This is a genomic window from Polynucleobacter corsicus (assembly GCF_018688255.1).
Lineage (GTDB): Bacteria > Pseudomonadota > Gammaproteobacteria > Burkholderiales > Burkholderiaceae > Polynucleobacter > Polynucleobacter corsicus.
Genome location: NZ_CP061314.1, coordinates 1,798,879 through 1,813,145 on the forward strand (window position 1 = coordinate 1,798,879; position 14,267 = coordinate 1,813,145).

The 14,267-nt window shown below is 45.6% G+C and carries 14 protein-coding genes; 7 read left to right on the forward strand and 7 right to left on the reverse strand.

All coding sequences use genetic code 11. The features are described from left to right. Nucleotides 1-110: 110 nt before the first annotated feature. A complete protein-coding gene (locus C2747_RS09255; RefSeq protein WP_215331486.1) occupies nucleotides 111-1,781 on the reverse strand; it encodes an MFS transporter in 1,671 nt (556 codons plus the stop codon). A 222-nt stretch (nucleotides 1,782-2,003) separates the two neighbouring features. Here C2747_RS09255 and C2747_RS09260 point away from each other — a divergent pair, with 222 nt between their 5' ends. Continuing rightward, nucleotides 2,004-3,602, forward strand: a complete 1,599-nt coding sequence (locus C2747_RS09260) for a gamma-glutamyltransferase family protein (RefSeq protein ID WP_215331487.1) — start codon at nucleotides 2,004-2,006, stop codon at nucleotides 3,600-3,602. On the opposite strand, the gene C2747_RS09265 is transcribed toward C2747_RS09260, so the two are convergent. Then, nucleotides 3,589-4,218 carry a trimeric intracellular cation channel family protein gene (locus C2747_RS09265; protein WP_215331489.1) on the reverse strand — a complete coding sequence of 210 codons (630 nt, stop codon included), beginning with the start codon at nucleotides 4,216-4,218 and terminating at the stop codon, nucleotides 3,589-3,591. The genes C2747_RS09260 and C2747_RS09265 overlap by 14 nt on opposite strands. A gap of 81 nt (nucleotides 4,219-4,299) precedes the next feature. On the opposite strand from C2747_RS09265, the gene maiA reads away from it, so the two are divergent. Next, nucleotides 4,300-4,980, forward strand: a complete 681-nt coding sequence (gene maiA, locus C2747_RS09270) for a maleylacetoacetate isomerase (RefSeq protein WP_215331491.1) — start codon at nucleotides 4,300-4,302, stop codon at nucleotides 4,978-4,980. Here the strand turns inward: maiA and C2747_RS09275 are convergent. The 3 genes from C2747_RS09275 to C2747_RS09285 are packed head-to-tail and all read right to left on the reverse strand — an operon-like array spanning nucleotide 4,951 to nucleotide 7,663. Next, entirely contained in the window at nucleotides 4,951-5,880 is a 930-nt protein-coding gene (locus C2747_RS09275; protein WP_215331493.1) for an AEC family transporter, read from the reverse strand. The genes maiA and C2747_RS09275 overlap by 30 nt on opposite strands. 20 nt (nucleotides 5,881-5,900) lie before the next feature. Next, the gene (locus tag C2747_RS09280; RefSeq protein ID WP_215331495.1) at nucleotides 5,901-6,425 is read right to left on the reverse strand and encodes a gamma carbonic anhydrase family protein; all 525 of its coding nucleotides are present in this window, start codon (nucleotides 6,423-6,425) and stop codon (nucleotides 5,901-5,903) included. Between the two features lie 35 nt (nucleotides 6,426-6,460). Further along, the gene (locus C2747_RS09285; RefSeq protein ID WP_215331497.1) at nucleotides 6,461-7,663 is read right to left on the reverse strand and encodes an ammonium transporter; all 1,203 of its coding nucleotides are present in this window, start codon (nucleotides 7,661-7,663) and stop codon (nucleotides 6,461-6,463) included. A gap of 136 nt (nucleotides 7,664-7,799) precedes the next feature. Here C2747_RS09285 and C2747_RS09290 point away from each other — a divergent pair, with 136 nt between their 5' ends. Together C2747_RS09290 and C2747_RS09295 are read left to right on the forward strand one after the other, a co-directional pair. Then, nucleotides 7,800-8,162, forward strand: a complete 363-nt coding sequence (locus tag C2747_RS09290; protein ID WP_215331498.1) for a Rap1a/Tai family immunity protein — start codon at nucleotides 7,800-7,802, stop codon at nucleotides 8,160-8,162. Nucleotides 8,163-8,212: 50 nt separating this feature from the next. After that, complete coding sequence (locus C2747_RS09295; protein ID WP_015422003.1) at nucleotides 8,213-8,500, forward strand: YMGG-like glycine zipper-containing protein; 288 nt, start codon at nucleotides 8,213-8,215, stop codon at nucleotides 8,498-8,500. A gap of 83 nt (nucleotides 8,501-8,583) precedes the next feature. Here the strand turns inward: C2747_RS09295 and htpG are convergent, their stop codons facing one another. Continuing rightward, nucleotides 8,584-10,485 carry a molecular chaperone HtpG gene (gene htpG, locus C2747_RS09300; RefSeq protein WP_215331500.1) on the reverse strand — a complete coding sequence of 634 codons (1,902 nt, stop codon included), beginning with the start codon at nucleotides 10,483-10,485 and terminating at the stop codon, nucleotides 8,584-8,586. Between the two features lie 91 nt (nucleotides 10,486-10,576). Then, on the reverse strand, nucleotides 10,577-10,987 hold the full coding sequence (locus C2747_RS09305) for a rhodanese-like domain-containing protein (RefSeq protein WP_215331502.1): 411 nt from the start codon (nucleotides 10,985-10,987) through the stop codon (nucleotides 10,577-10,579). An 81-nt stretch (nucleotides 10,988-11,068) separates the two neighbouring features. Between C2747_RS09305 and C2747_RS09310 the strand changes: the two genes are divergently transcribed. From C2747_RS09310 to ybeY, 3 genes are read left to right on the forward strand one after another with little or no spacing between them, the layout of a single operon-like run. Then, on the forward strand, nucleotides 11,069-12,331 hold the full coding sequence (locus tag C2747_RS09310) for a putative Na+/H+ antiporter (protein WP_215331504.1): 1,263 nt from the start codon (nucleotides 11,069-11,071) through the stop codon (nucleotides 12,329-12,331). Nucleotides 12,332-12,388: 57 nt separating this feature from the next. Then, nucleotides 12,389-13,747 carry a tRNA (N6-isopentenyl adenosine(37)-C2)-methylthiotransferase MiaB gene (gene miaB / locus C2747_RS09315; protein ID WP_215331506.1) on the forward strand — a complete coding sequence of 453 codons (1,359 nt, stop codon included), beginning with the start codon at nucleotides 12,389-12,391 and terminating at the stop codon, nucleotides 13,745-13,747. Next, on the forward strand, nucleotides 13,719-14,225 hold the full coding sequence (ybeY, locus tag C2747_RS09320) for an rRNA maturation RNase YbeY (protein ID WP_251374750.1): 507 nt from the start codon (nucleotides 13,719-13,721) through the stop codon (nucleotides 14,223-14,225). Before miaB ends, ybeY begins: the two co-directional genes overlap by 29 nt. Nucleotides 14,226-14,267: the final 42 nt, after the last annotated feature.

Below are 14,267 nucleotides of genomic sequence, written 5' to 3' on the forward strand. Positions count from 1 at the left end.
CCCAAATATATACATTAGGAAAACCCCCCAGCGCAATCGCCGGTAGTGCTGAATAAAAAAACCCGACCACATAGTGGTCGGGTTTAGTTTTTGAAGCAGACTAATGAAACTTAGTCTTTAGCGTAGATATCGACGTCTTTAGTTTCTTTAATAAACAGTACACCGATTACCAATGTCACCGCAGCGATGATGATTGGATACCAGAGGCCGTAGTAAATATTACCGTTTTGCGCTACCAAGGCAAAGGAGATCGTTGGCAACAAGCCACCGAACCAACCGTTACCAATATGGTATGGCAAGGACATCGAGGTGTAACGAATACGGGTTGGGAACATCTCAACCAACATCGCTGCAATTGGGCCATAAACCATGGTTACCAAGATCACCAAAATCACCAAGATACCTAAAACAGCAGGAAGATTAATGGCAGCAGGGTCAGCTTTTGCAGGATAACCAGCAGCATTCAATGCCTCACGAATGGCCTTCTTGAACTCTGCATCTTTTGCTTTCGCATCAGCTGGAGCCATACCCTTAGCGGAGTAGCCTTCGATCTCTGTGTCGCCAATCTTCACAACAGCGGTACCACCGGCTGGGCCAGCAATCGTTGTGTAACTTGCAGAGTTAGAAGCCATCACCTGCTTTGCAATATCGCAAGAGCTAGTGAACTTAGCAGTACCTGTTGGGTTGAACTGGAAAGTACATTCGTTCAAATCAGCAGTAATACTTGCTGGTGCAATCGCCATTGCTTTTTCCAATGCTGGATTAGCAAAGTGGGTTAAGCCATTAAACAATGAAACTGGGGTGTTAGGGATATACAAAATGATGGCAAACAACAGGCCAGCCATGATGATTACCTTACGACCAATCTTGTCAGACAAGCTACCGAATACTACGAAGAATGGTGTGCCGATTACCAATGAAGCAGCAATCAACAAGTTCGCAGTCTTAGGATCTACCTTCAATACTTGAGTGAGGTAAAACAAAGCATAGAACTGGCCTGTGTACCAAACCACTGCTTGACCTGCAACCAGGCCAAACAATGCCAAGATCACAATCTTCAAGTTTTTCCATTGACCAAAAGACTCGGTCAAAGGTGCTTTAGACAATTTGCCTTCATCTTTCATCTTCTTGAAAGCTGGAGATTCGTTCATCGACAGACGGATGTAAACGGAAACTGCCAACAATGCAATTGAAGCGATGAAAGGAATACGCCAACCCCAAACGTCAAAGTCTGCGCCAGTGAATTCACGTGTGAACAAAATCACGAGCAAAGACAAGAACAAACCAAGAGTAGCTGTCGTCTGAATCCATGATGTGTACGCACCACGCTTACCATGAGGTGCATGCTCAGCAACGTAAGTTGCAGCACCGCCGTACTCACCGCCCAATGCCAAACCTTGCAGCATGCGCAATGCGATCAAGATCACAGGAGCAGCAACGCCGATAGATGCGTAGTTAGGCAAAATACCCACGATGAAGGTTGCACCACCCATTAACAGGATCGTCACCAAGAAGGTGTATTTACGACCAATCAAATCGCCTAAGCGACCGAATACCAAAGCGCCGAATGGGCGAACAATAAAGCCGGCAGCAAAGGCTAACAAAGCAAAAATGAAGGCAGAACCAGCATCTAAGCCCGAGAAGAATTGTTTGGCAATAACGGCAGCCAATGAACCGTAAAGATAAAAGTCGTACCACTCAAAAACCGTACCTAAAGAGGAAGCAAAAATAACTTTGCGTTCTTCAGCGGTCATTGGGGCTGCTTTAGTTGATGTTGACATCAGTAGCTCCTAACTATTTTTATTAAAATAAAAAACAACTAGGCGATTATGCTTTGAAAAAAATCAAAGAAATCCACTACTTAGGGTAATTCCTCATCTAATTAGATCGGGGTTTTCCCGAGACATCATCAATCTAGAGGCCATAATGCAGCAACTATTCGCCTAGCGTCTAATAGAACATAAAAGTAACATCACACACTTAATTATTGGGAACTAACAACCATGCAACAAAAATGGGGTATTCGGGGGATGGCGGTAGCGCCACACTCACTAGCGTCTGAATCAGCATTAGCGGTGCTGCGCGAGGGTGGCAATGCATTGGAGGGCATGATTGCAGCGGCGGCGACCATTGCCGTCGTTTACCCCCACATGAACTCCATTGGCGGTGACTCTTTTTGGGTAGTTCACTCCCCTGGTAAAGCTATGGGCGGAATTGATGCCTGCGGTGCAGCAGCTGGTCTAGCGACTAAACAGTGGTACGGAGAGCGCGGAGTCACAAAAGCTATTCCTTTTCGGGGTGCTATTGCAGCCAATACCGTAGCTGGAACTATTTCCGGCTGGGGCGCTGCTCAGAAACTTTCACAGCAAGGTTTGAGCGGAAGACTTCCACTCTCCCGCTTGCTGGCAGATGCCATTCACTATGCTGAAGCTGGAGTCCCGGTAACTCATAGTCAATCTAGTTTGACTGAAAAAAAGAGAATGGAATTAAGCCCCATTCCCGGATTTGCAGAGACATTCTTAGTGAATGGTAAGGCCCCTGAAGTGGGCAGCATCTTTAAACAAGAGCGCCTTGCAAAAACCTTGCGCCAAATTTCCCGCAAAGGGACAGAGGATTACTATCGAGGCGATTTAGCCGAGCTACTTGCAAAAGAGCTTACGGACATTGGCAGCCCCCTTCGACTTAGCGACCTCCATCGCCATCAAGCCAAACTGATTGACCCGCTTGAACTCAAGCACAGCATGGGCAATGTATACAACATGACGCCGCCGACCCAAGGTGTTGTGTCTTTAATGATCATTGGCATCTTGGATCAACTCAATCTCAAGCGCTTCAAAGTCGATAGCGCGGAATATGTTCATCACTGTGTGGAAGCCACTAAGCAAGCCTTCATGGTTAGAGATAAATATGTAACTGATCCTGCTTATATGACAAAGCATGCCCAATCTTTCTTATCTCACGCCTTTTTAAAGAAACTGGCAAAAAATATTGACCCTGAAAAAGCATTACCTTGGGGTCAGGGCAAGGGCCCTGCGGATACGATTTGGATGGGTGTTATCGATGGCAATGGAAATTGCGTTTCTTTCATTCAAAGTATTTATCACGAGTTTGGTGCTGGCATCGTATTACCCAAGTCTGGTGTGAACTGGCAAAACCGCGGATGCAGCTTCTCGCTAGATCCAAAGACACTCAATCACCTTGAGCCCTATCGCAAACCATTTCATACATTGAACCCAGCCATGGCTTTGTTCAAGGATGGTCGGTCGATGGTCTACGGCACGATGGGTGGCGATGGTCAACCTCAAACTCAGTGTGCCGTCTTTACTCGCACAGCAACCTATGGACTTGATCCACAAGATGCGATCAGCCGTCCGCGTTGGTTGCTCGGCAGAACCTGGGGACAGACTAGTGACAGCTTGAAATTAGAATCCCGCTTTAATCCATGGGTTGCTAAAGAGCTGCACGCCCTAGGACATGAGATTGAAATGCTCGATGCCTTTGATGAAACCGTTGGCCATGCTGGCTGTATTATTCGCGACCCGTCCGGCACACTGCATGGCGGCTGGGATCCCCGTAGTGATGGGGCTGTTAGCGCGTTTTAGTAATAAATAATTTGGGTACGCGCAGATCCCAGTAAATGGCAGCTGCGCGTAGTCCAAAAATAGCCAGCATGCATATTACTGATCCTTCTAGCGTGTACGCTGGGAGAAAATTTAAAATCAGAATATAAATGCAGCAACCCAAAGTGACCGGGATTGCATACAGTTCATGTGACATCAATAAAGTTTTTCTGCCAGCCAAAATATCGCGCAATAAGCCGCCACCGATAGCCGTCACTACACCCAAGATCACTGGTGCAACTGGCAATCCAAATTCTAAGTTCCAGGCTTTGTCTACCCCCTGAATGCCAAACAAAGCGGCGCCTAGGCCGTCGATGTAGAGCATCCAGCGATAAATCTGCGGCTGTGTAAAAAAAGATTCTGCTACGAAAGCGACAATGCACGCGCCTAAGGCTACCCAGATATAAATTTGTGCAATCGACCAAAATGCAGGTAAATTCAAAATGATGTCTCGCAGTGTTCCACCACCAATGGCAGTAATCACACCCAATACCATGACGCCAAAAAGATCAACACCCCGATCGGCAATAGCGAGTACGCCAGTGACCGCGAAAGCAACCGTGGCAATGATGCCAATCCAGAAATTAATTTGATCCATGGTTACCAGTCTAAATCACCGACACCAGTCACTCAATCAAGTCCTTAATATACTGAGGGTCATGCTATCAAGGAATCTTTTATGAAAACTCAGCTGTATAGCTTTTGGCGTAGCTCAGCAGCCTTTCGGGTGCGCATTGCCCTAAACTTAAAAGGCCTGAATTATGAGGTGATTCCAATTCATATTGTTAAAAGTGGAGGTGCCCAAACTGCTGGTGAATTTGCCAATAAAAATCCTAATCGCTTGGTGCCCCTCTATACCGATGGCCCTCACACCATTCACCAATCGCTTGCCATCATTGAATATTTAGAGGAGATTCAATCAAGTCCTCCGCTACTACCCCAAACTGCAATCGATCGCGCGTGGGTGCGCTCAGTAGCCATGGATATCGCTATGGAGATTCACCCGCTCAATAATTTAAGGGTGATGCGCTATCTCATGAAAACTTTAGGCGTGAGTGCAGAAGCAAAAGATGCCTGGAGTCATCATTGGATGGTGTTGGGTTTAGAAAGTCTGGAAAAACAATTGAGTGGAGATACGAGGGTAGGTCGTTTTGCTTATGGAGATCAGCCTGGCTTGATTGATATCTGCCTAGTGCCACAAATTTTTAATGCACTTAGTGCAAAGATCGATATGACGAGCTACCCAACACTCATGAAGATATTCCATCAATGTATGAAGTTACCTGCATTTATTGATGCCTCTTGGGAAAAGCAAATAGATGCTGAGGGATTAAATCCCCTTTCTCCACCACAGGAATAAAGACAGCGTCAGCAAGGATCCCATCGTAGTCAAGAGCACTACTCGAGAAATAATTCGGCCATCCGCGTTGTAATACTGAGCCAACATAAATGGGCCAGTGCCTGTGGGCAGTGCTGCCAGTATTACAACAGCACTCACCCATAAGTTTGGCAACTCTAAGATTGGTCCAGCAATCAACCAAGCGACTAGCGGCTGAATAATGAGTTTTGCAAAACTAATACCCCACGCCTGCTGCGGCGCTGACTTCTCTTTTTGCATCAAGAACAGGCCAATAGAAACCAATGCACAAGGTGTTGCAGCTAAAGCTAAGAAAGCAATGACTTGCGCTAATGGCTCATATAGAAGCAAATCTGTAGACGACCATAGCAAACCTGCCACGGGGGCAATCAATAGTGGATTGGTACATAGCGACTTCAGCACGCTCCAAACAATCTCATGGGATTTTTTATAGGACTGAATGCCGACCTCAATGAGCACTGTTGCTATAGCAAACATCACAAAGACAATAAAGGTCGCAATAATTGCTGGCGCCAAACCATCTTGACCAAGCGCCAATACACAGAGCGGAATGCCCATGTATCCCGTGTTGGAGTAAGACGCGCTCAAACCTGAAAAACTGGCGGCCGCTAAATCTCGCTTGCGAACCCAGCTGACTACCAACACCAAAATAAATACTAGTAAGCAACTCAAAAAGAAGGCGGCAATAAAACCGGGCTGCCAAAGTGTTTGCCAACTACTGCTTGCTGCGAAATTAAATAATTGCGCAGGCAAGGCAAGCCAAACGACAAAGCGATTTAACTCGATGGATGCACTCTCACCTAATTTGCCTGTGCGTCCACAAACATAGCCAATCAGAATAAGGGCAAATACCGGAAAGACAACATTGAAAACGTAGAACAATTTAGGTGAACTTTTTTAAATCAGGCAATTTTCTTCAAAGTCTGCTGATATCGCTGCGCATTCTGAACATAACGACCGGCAATATCTTCAATGCCAGCAATTTGCCCTGGAGTCAGCGTCTTCACTACTTTAGCGGGTGAGCCCAAAATCATCGAGCCATCAGGAAATTCTTTACCCTCAGTGACCAATGCTCCGGCACCCACTAAACAGTTCTTACCAATTTTGGCGCCATTCAAAATTACGGCACCAATCCCAATCAAGCTACCATCGCCAATTTGGCAACCATGGAGCATCACTTGATGTCCAACGGTAACGTGCTTGCCAATGATGAGAGGATAGCCAGGGTCAGTATGCAAAATAGAAGCATCTTGCACATTACTGCCCTCGCTAATTTGTATCAGATCGTTATCGCCACGGATCACGACCTTGGGCCACACACTCGCATTTTTGTGAAGCTCGACTCTGCCAATCACTTCTGCGCTCTCGGCAACCCAAGCTCCATCGTCTAAGCGGGGAGCATTTCCATCTAGTTCAAATATAGCCATGACTCATTATAGGTAATGGCTATATTTAAGATAGCCTACCAGTTCGGCTCACGATCCGGACTTGCAGAAATCCGGTGAATACTTAAGTCAGCACCTTCGTACTCTTCTTCTTGTGACATCCGGATACCTAAGACAGCCTTTAGCAATCCATAGACCACAAATCCACTGATAAGGGCAATAGCAACTCCTAAGCCACTGCCGATCAACTGCCCCAAGAAAGTCACTCCGCCGAGACCGCCTAGCGCTTTTGCCCCAAAGATGCCTGCAGCCAAGCCGCCCCATAAACCGCATAGGCCGTGTAGAGGCCAGACGCCCAAAACGTCATCAATCTTCCAGCGGTTTTGTACCAAGGTAAACATATAGACAAAGAGGGCGCCAGCAATTAAGCCAACTACCAAAGCGCCCATCGGGTGCATTAGATCTGAGCCAGCACAAACCGCTACCAAGCCAGCTAAAGGCCCGTTGTAAGTAAAACCTGGATCATTGCGACCAATTACCCATGCAGCTAAAGTACCGCCAACCATCGCCATGAGAGAGTTCATCGCCACTAAGCCACTGACTTTATCTATCGTCTGCGCACTCATGACATTAAAACCAAACCAACCTACCGCCAAAATCCAAGCACCCAAAGCCAAGAATGGAATGCTAGATGGTGGATGCGCAGCATCGTTACCATCCTTGGTGTAGCGACCGCGACGCGCGCCCAAGAGAATGACGGCTGGCAATGCGATCCAACCACCTACCGCGTGCACCACAACCGATCCCGCAAAGTCATGAAACTCTTCACCAGTCAGCGTTTTGATCCACGCTTGAATACCGTAATGCTGATTCCAGGCAATACCCTCAAAGAAGGGGTAAATGAAACCCACCAGAATAAAAGTAGCAATCAGTTGAGGATTGAACTTCGCACGCTCTGCAATACCGCCAGAGATAATGGCTGGGATAGCGGCGGCAAAGGTCAACAAGAAAAAGAATTTGACTAGTTCATAGCCATTTTTCTCGGCTAAGATTTCGGCACCAGAGAAAAAATCAACGCCGTAAGCAATGCTGTAACCAATAAAGAAATAGGCAATGGTTGACACTGCAAAGTCCACCAAGATTTTGACCAAAGCATTGACTTGGTTCTTTTTGCGTACAGTGCCGAGCTCAAGAAATGCAAATCCCGCATGCATAGCCAAGACCATGATTGCGCCGAGCAAAATAAATAAGACATCACTTCCTGATTTCAAAGTTTCCACCGAAATACCCCCATGTTTTTTGCATCATTATGGGGAATATTAAGACCGAATTTGGGCATTAATGCACTTATTTAGTGCAATTTAATGGCTTGAATATGGTTTATTATGGAATTGACATACACCCAAGGGAGAACCCATGAAAAAAGTTTTAGCTCTATTAGCTGCCTTATGGGCATTTTCTGGCTTAGCCCAGGCTCAAGAAAAAATTCAGGTCCTGAGCACACAAGAGCTTGTAAACGTCTGTAAATTGCCAGCAAGTCCTGAATCCCGCAGCTTTTGCGTAGGCTATATAACCGCTATTTACGACACTTATTTGGCTACACGCCACCCACAGCGCGCAAAGCCATATATCTGCGTAAAGCAACCTGCACCATCACGTGATGAAGTCATTGGTGAATTTGTAAAGTTTGCTCAATCTAATCAACAGACCACTGATAAACCTGCAGCAGGTGTTTTCTTGGGCTTCTTAGCATCACGCTTCCCTTGCGCCAGAAAATAATCCAAGACATTTAGCCAATTTAATATTTAAAGACACAAGGAACAGTTGATATGAAAAAAATTATCGCTATTACTGCTGCAACTCTAGCAATCGCAGGTTGCTCCAACATGAGCAATACAGAGCAACGTACTTTATCTGGTGCTAGCATCGGTGCAGCTGCCGGCGCGGTTGGTACAGCTATTTTCCACGGCAACCCAATCTGGGGCGCAGTCGGCGGTGCAGCAGTGGGTGCGGCTTCTGGTTACGTATACGATGCCTACAAAAAAGAGCAGGCTTCTGAGTACAACTCTGGATACAACGCTGGAAAAAATAATCAACCTGCTAAAGCTCCGCAGTAATACTTTATTTTTCTAGTAGCAAGGAAATAAAAAAACCCGACCTGCGTAATGCGAGTCGGGTTTTTCTTTAGAGCCTCAGTGAATTAGGCTAGTAAGAGTTGATTGATACGCTTTACATAAGCCGCCGGATCATTCAATTGACCGCCCTCAGCTAAAAGTGCTTGATCAAACAAGACCTGAGTCCATTCATCAAAGTGCTGATCATCAGATTTCAGCTTCAGTAGCAAAGGATGCTCTGGGTTAATTTCCAAAATAGGCTTAGTGTCAGGCGCCTGCTGACCTGCAGCTTTGAGCATACGCAATAAGTTTCCGGAGAGCTCATTCTCATCAGAAACTAAACATGCTGGAGAATCAGTCAAGCGGAAAGTCACACGCACATCCTTCACCTTGTCTTCTAGGGCCGCTTTCATGCGATCGAGCAAGCCCTTGAAATTCTTTTCAGTTTCTTCATGCTCTTTCTTTTCTTTCTCGTCACTTAAGTTGCCGAGATCAAGACCACCTTTTGCTACCGAGGTCATCTGCTCACCATCAAACTCGGCGAAGAAAGAAAGCATCCATTCGTCTACTCGATCGGTGAGTAGCAATACTTCGACACCCTTCTTGCGGAAGATCTCTAAATGCGGACTATTTTTAGCGGCATTAAAAGTATCGCCAGTCACGTAATAAATCTTGTCCTGACCTTCTTTCATGCGTGAAATATATTCAGCTAGGGAAACAGTTTGATCCGCAGAATCCATGTGCGTACTTGCAAAACGCAAGAGCTTTAAGATGCGCTCTTGATTTGGCTGATCTTCACCAATGCCCTCTTTAAGCACTTGTCCAAACTGAGTCCAGAAGGTGTGGTACTTTTCTTTTTTAATATCGTCATCGCTATTGGCTAGATCCTCCAACATGCTCAGCACACGCTTGGTGGAACTTTCGCGAATGATCTTGACATCACGTGATTCCTGCAGAATTTCACGGGAAACGTTTAAAGGTAAATCTGTTGAATCAACAACACCAGTGACAAAGCGCAAATACATGGGCATTAATTGCTCAGCATCATCCATGATGAATACCCGCTTCACATACAACTTAATACCACCCCGCTTATTACGATCCCACAAATCAAATGGTGCACGTGAGGGTACATACAGTAGTTGCGTAAATTCACTACGGCCTTCAACTCTATTGAGGGAATAGCACAAGGGGTTTTCGTAGTCGTGAGATAAGTGCTTATAAAACTCGTCATACTGCTCTTGAGTGATCTCCGATTTAGAGCGCGCCCATAAAGCGCTCGACTGGTTAATACTCTCAAGCTCATCTTTAATTACTTGTTCTTTTTTATCCGCATCCCACTCTTCTTTATTCATCTGAATCGGCAAAGAGATGTGATCAGAGTATTTACGAATAATCGACTTGAGCTTATGCGTGGAGAGGAAATCGTCCTCACCTTCACGCAAATGCATCGTGATCGATGTTCCCCGTTGTGGGCGGTCAATACTTTCTACTGTAAATTCGCCCGAACCATCGGACTCCCAACGAACCCCATCGGTCGCCGGCAGACCAGCACGACGCGTCTCTACAGTAATACGATCGGCCACAATAAATGCTGAATAAAAACCTACGCCAAACTGACCAATTAAAGCGGCATCTTTTTGTTGATCGCCAGATAGCTTGGAGAAAAATTCTTTTGTACCAGAGCGAGCAATGGTGCCCAAGTTCGCAATAGCTTCATCGCGGCTCATACCAATGCCATTATCAGAAATAGTTACGGTTCTGGCAGCTTGGTCAAAACTAACTTTGATCTTCAGATCAGGATCATCTCCATACCAATCGGGATGCTCAATTCCTTCAAAGCGGAGCTTGTCTGAAGCATCAGATGCATTCGAGATTAACTCTCGGAGAAAAATTTCCTTGTTGGAATACAAGGAATGAATCATCAGTTGTAAAAGTTGCTTTACCTCGGCCTGAAAGCCTAAAGTTTCTTTGCTAGCTACAGTCATGCGTATTCCCTCTTCCCTCATTAATCAATGAACATCTCTTCTGGTAAATGGGGCTTATTTAATGCATTTCAAGATCTATGCCATTAGAAATTTAACTCTGATGTGGCTTTGAATGTTTATCCACGATAGGTAATTCAGCCTTTTTCCAGGCGCTAAAACCACCTTCTAGATGACAAACACCTGGCACACCCATTTTTTGAAGGGTTTCAGTTGCCAAGGCAGATCGCCACGCAGAGGCGCAATAAAGCATTAAACGCTTGCCCTCTCCAAAAACTGGCTTGTAATAAGGGCTATCTGGATCAACCCAAAATTCCAGCATGCCACGAGGCGCATGAATTGCACCTGGAATCATGCCATCACGTTCCAGCTCCCTCACATCCCGAATATCTACAAATACTGTGTTTTGATCATCTAGAAATTGTTGTGCTTGTTCTAAGGGTACGGTCTCAATTTGAGCCATCGCATTGGCAATTAATTCTTGATAACCCAATTTCAATTTCATCCAAATCTCCTAAATTGCTAATACTTTTATTTGATCATTCTTAAGGGCGTTATATCGACTCTGCCCTGATAATATGTAGTTATGAACTTTACCCCTACCGAGCTTGGTGCTAGCGTTATTTTTGCCATAGCAGTGCTACACACGTTTTGCACTTCTTATTTTGAGGTGCTTGCTAAAAAATCTCCAAAGCATGCTGGCTTATGGCATCTCCTTGGTGAAGTAGAAATCGTCTTTGGATTTTGGGCGGCTATCCTCATTATTTTTATGTGGCTCGCTAATGATCTAGCTACCGCAAAAGACTACGCCAATAAACGTAACTTCACCGAGCCGCTATTTGTTTTCGCCATTATGGTGGTCGCTGGCAGTAAACCAATTTTGCATTTTGCAACCCAGCTGCTTCACAAACTTGGCAAGGCAATTCAACTCGTCTTGCGAACCAAACAAGCTCCAACACTCTATTTCTTGACCCTCAGCATCACACCTTTGTTGGGCTCGCTGATTACCGAGCCTGCAGCAATGACGCTGGCAGCATTCTTGTTACGCGACCTAGTCTATCGCCATAAATGCTCTACCTCACTACTGTTCGGTACCCTGGGTGTGCTGTTCGTCAACATTTCGATCGGTGGCACGCTAACTAATTTTGCAGCACCTCCAGTGCTGATGGTGGCATCCACTTGGGGTTGGAGTAGCGCTTTCATGTTCGCCAATTTTGGCCTTGAAGCGATCATCGCCATTTTTATTAATGCCACAATCGTAACGCTGCTCTTTCATAAGCAATTAGTTGAGCCTACGAGTAAAGCTGATCACATTCGTATTCCACTCACCATTACAGCCATTCATCTACTCTTCTTACTAGGCATCGTAGCTTTTGCACATGACCCAGTAATCTTCATATGGCTATTGCTCTTTTTTATTGGTTTCACCACCGCCTATCCAAAACATCAAAGCCCACTCATCTTGCGTGAAGCCTTGCTGGTGGGATTCTTCTTGGGTGGATTAGTAGTATTGGGTGCACTTCAAGGTTGGTGGCTACAACCCATTCTGGAAACCATGAGCCCGACGGCTGTTTTCTATGGCAGCTTGGCACTAACAGCCATTACTGATAATGCAGCGCTCACTTATTTGGGCTCGTTAGTGGAGGGTACTTCACCAGAATTCAAGCTAGCCCTGGTTGGCGGTGCAGTAGCAGGCGGCGGCCTGACCGTTATCGCCAATGCCCCCAACCCTGCTGGACTGGCTATTTTGCGCAGTTACTTCCCCAATGCAGCTGTTTCCGCAGGCTTGCTATTGATAGCCGCCATTCCACCAACCATAGTCGCGATTCTGACCCTAAGTCTGCTCTAAACCACTTATCCCGTAAAATCTCAGCTTCGCCCCCAGCTATAAACCTGAGAACGGCATATGAAAAAGCTCTATATCAAAACCTTTGGCTGTCAAATGAACGAGTACGACTCGGGCAAGATGGCCGACCTCTTACATGCCAAAGAAGGCATGGTCATGACTGATACCCCCGAAGATGCAGATGTGGTTCTATTGAACACTTGCTCAATTCGTGAAAAAGCCGAAGACAAAGTATTTTCAGATTTAGGTCGTCTGCGTGAGCTCAAGAAAACCAAGCCCGATTTATTGATTGGTGTTGGCGGCTGCGTTGCCAGCCAAGAAGGTCAACAAATTATTAGTAGAGCTCCCTATGTGGATGTGGTCTTCGGCCCACAAACACTGCATCGCTTGTCTGACCTCATTACACAACGTCGCGAAACTGGCAGACCTCAAGTAGATATCTCTTTTCCTGAGATAGAAAAGTTTGATCATCTGCCCGCCTCTCGCCAAACTCGCGGCTCTGCTTACGTTTCCATCATGGAAGGTTGCTCAAAGTACTGTAGCTACTGTGTGGTTCCTTACACTCGTGGCGAAGAAGTATCACGCCCCTTTGATGATGTATTAACTGAAGTAGCTGGTCTTACAGCCCAAGGCGTAAAAGAAATTGTCTTACTCGGTCAAAATGTGAATGCCTATCTTGGCAAGATGGGTGGCACGGAAGAGATTGCAGACTTTGCACTACTGATTGAGTACATCGCAGAAATACCTGGCGTTGAAAGAATTCGCTTTACCACTAGCCATCCAAAAGAATTTGCCCAGCGCTTGATTGATGTCTACGCAAAAGTTCCTAAGCTGGTGAGCCACTTGCATCTACCAGTTCAACATGCATCCGACTCCGTTTTATCTGCAATGAAGCGTGGCTACACCGCCCTAGAATATAAAAGCATTATTCACAAGATGCGCGCCGTGAGGCCCGATCTGACACTCTCCAGCGACTTCATCGTGGGCTTTCCTGGTGAGACGGATGAAGATTTTGCAAAACTCCTGAAGATGGTTGAAGAACTCAATTTTGATAATAGCTTTTGCTTTATCTTCAGCGCACGTCCTGGTACACCTGCGGCCAACCTCAGTGATGACACCCCTTATGAGGTCAAACTTAAACGACTACAAACCTTACTTGCACTAGTTGAGTCACAAGCAAATCAGATTAGTAAAAATATGCTGGGCAATACTGAGCGAGTTCTAGTTGAAGGCTTAGCAAAGGATGGCGTGAACCTGCAGGGTCGCGCCACCAATAATCGGGTGATTCACTTTACCGCGCCAGATGCAGATATCGAACCGCTGATCGGTCAAATGGTAGACATCCGCATCACTGAAGTACTCAATTACACACTCCGAGGCGATCTCATCAATGAGCTCACTTCTACGCAAGCCCATTAAGATGATAAATAAGCGTTCATCCTCCTCTAAATTAGAGATTGATATTCAGTTTGCGAGTGCTGCAATTAAAGAAAAAGTTTTGGCAATTGCTTCTCAAGCAGCAATTAAAAAATGGGTAAAGACAGCGATTGGATTGAATGGCCTAATCACCTTACGCTTTGTTAATGCAGCTGAAGGAAAAAAACTCAATTTTGCCTTTCGCAATAAAGACTATGCGACTAATGTCCTCACTTTTCCATACGAACTCAGTAACCAGACTTTGACTGCCGACATTATTTTTTGTCTCCCTGTGATTCAAAAAGAGGCATCAGAGCAAAGTAAAGCTATGAAGGCTCATTTGGCTCATTTGATTATTCATGGCTGCTTACATGCCCAAGGCCTTGACCATGAGGGCGATAAAGAAGCAAAGAAAATGGAAGGTAAGGAAATTACCCTTCTAAAATCCTTAGGCTTTGCAAATCCCTACGCACCCATTTAAAGCATCTTTAAGGCTTCCTTCATTGAATTTTCTTATTTCTGC

Coding starts and splice junctions, on each gene's coding strand:
- C2747_RS09255 (WP_215331486.1), bottom strand. CDS start 1,781: ATGTCAACATCAACTAAAGCAGCCCCAATGACCGCTGAAGAACGCAAA.
- C2747_RS09260 (WP_215331487.1), top strand. CDS start 2,004: ATGCAACAAAAATGGGGTATTCGGGGGATGGCGGTAGCGCCACACTCA.
- C2747_RS09265 (WP_215331489.1), bottom strand. CDS start 4,218: ATGGATCAAATTAATTTCTGGATTGGCATCATTGCCACGGTTGCTTTC.
- maiA (WP_215331491.1), top strand. CDS start 4,300: ATGAAAACTCAGCTGTATAGCTTTTGGCGTAGCTCAGCAGCCTTTCGG.
- C2747_RS09280 (WP_215331495.1), bottom strand. CDS start 6,425: ATGGCTATATTTGAACTAGATGGAAATGCTCCCCGCTTAGACGATGGA.
- C2747_RS09290 (WP_215331498.1), top strand. CDS start 7,800: ATGAAAAAAGTTTTAGCTCTATTAGCTGCCTTATGGGCATTTTCTGGC.
- C2747_RS09295 (WP_015422003.1), top strand. CDS start 8,213: ATGAAAAAAATTATCGCTATTACTGCTGCAACTCTAGCAATCGCAGGT.
- htpG (WP_215331500.1), bottom strand. CDS start 10,485: ATGACTGTAGCTAGCAAAGAAACTTTAGGCTTTCAGGCCGAGGTAAAG.
- C2747_RS09305 (WP_215331502.1), bottom strand. CDS start 10,987: ATGAAATTGAAATTGGGTTATCAAGAATTAATTGCCAATGCGATGGCT.
- C2747_RS09310 (WP_215331504.1), top strand. CDS start 11,069: ATGAACTTTACCCCTACCGAGCTTGGTGCTAGCGTTATTTTTGCCATA.
- miaB (WP_215331506.1), top strand. CDS start 12,389: ATGAAAAAGCTCTATATCAAAACCTTTGGCTGTCAAATGAACGAGTAC.
- ybeY (WP_251374750.1), top strand. CDS start 13,719: ATGAGCTCACTTCTACGCAAGCCCATTAAGATGATAAATAAGCGTTCA.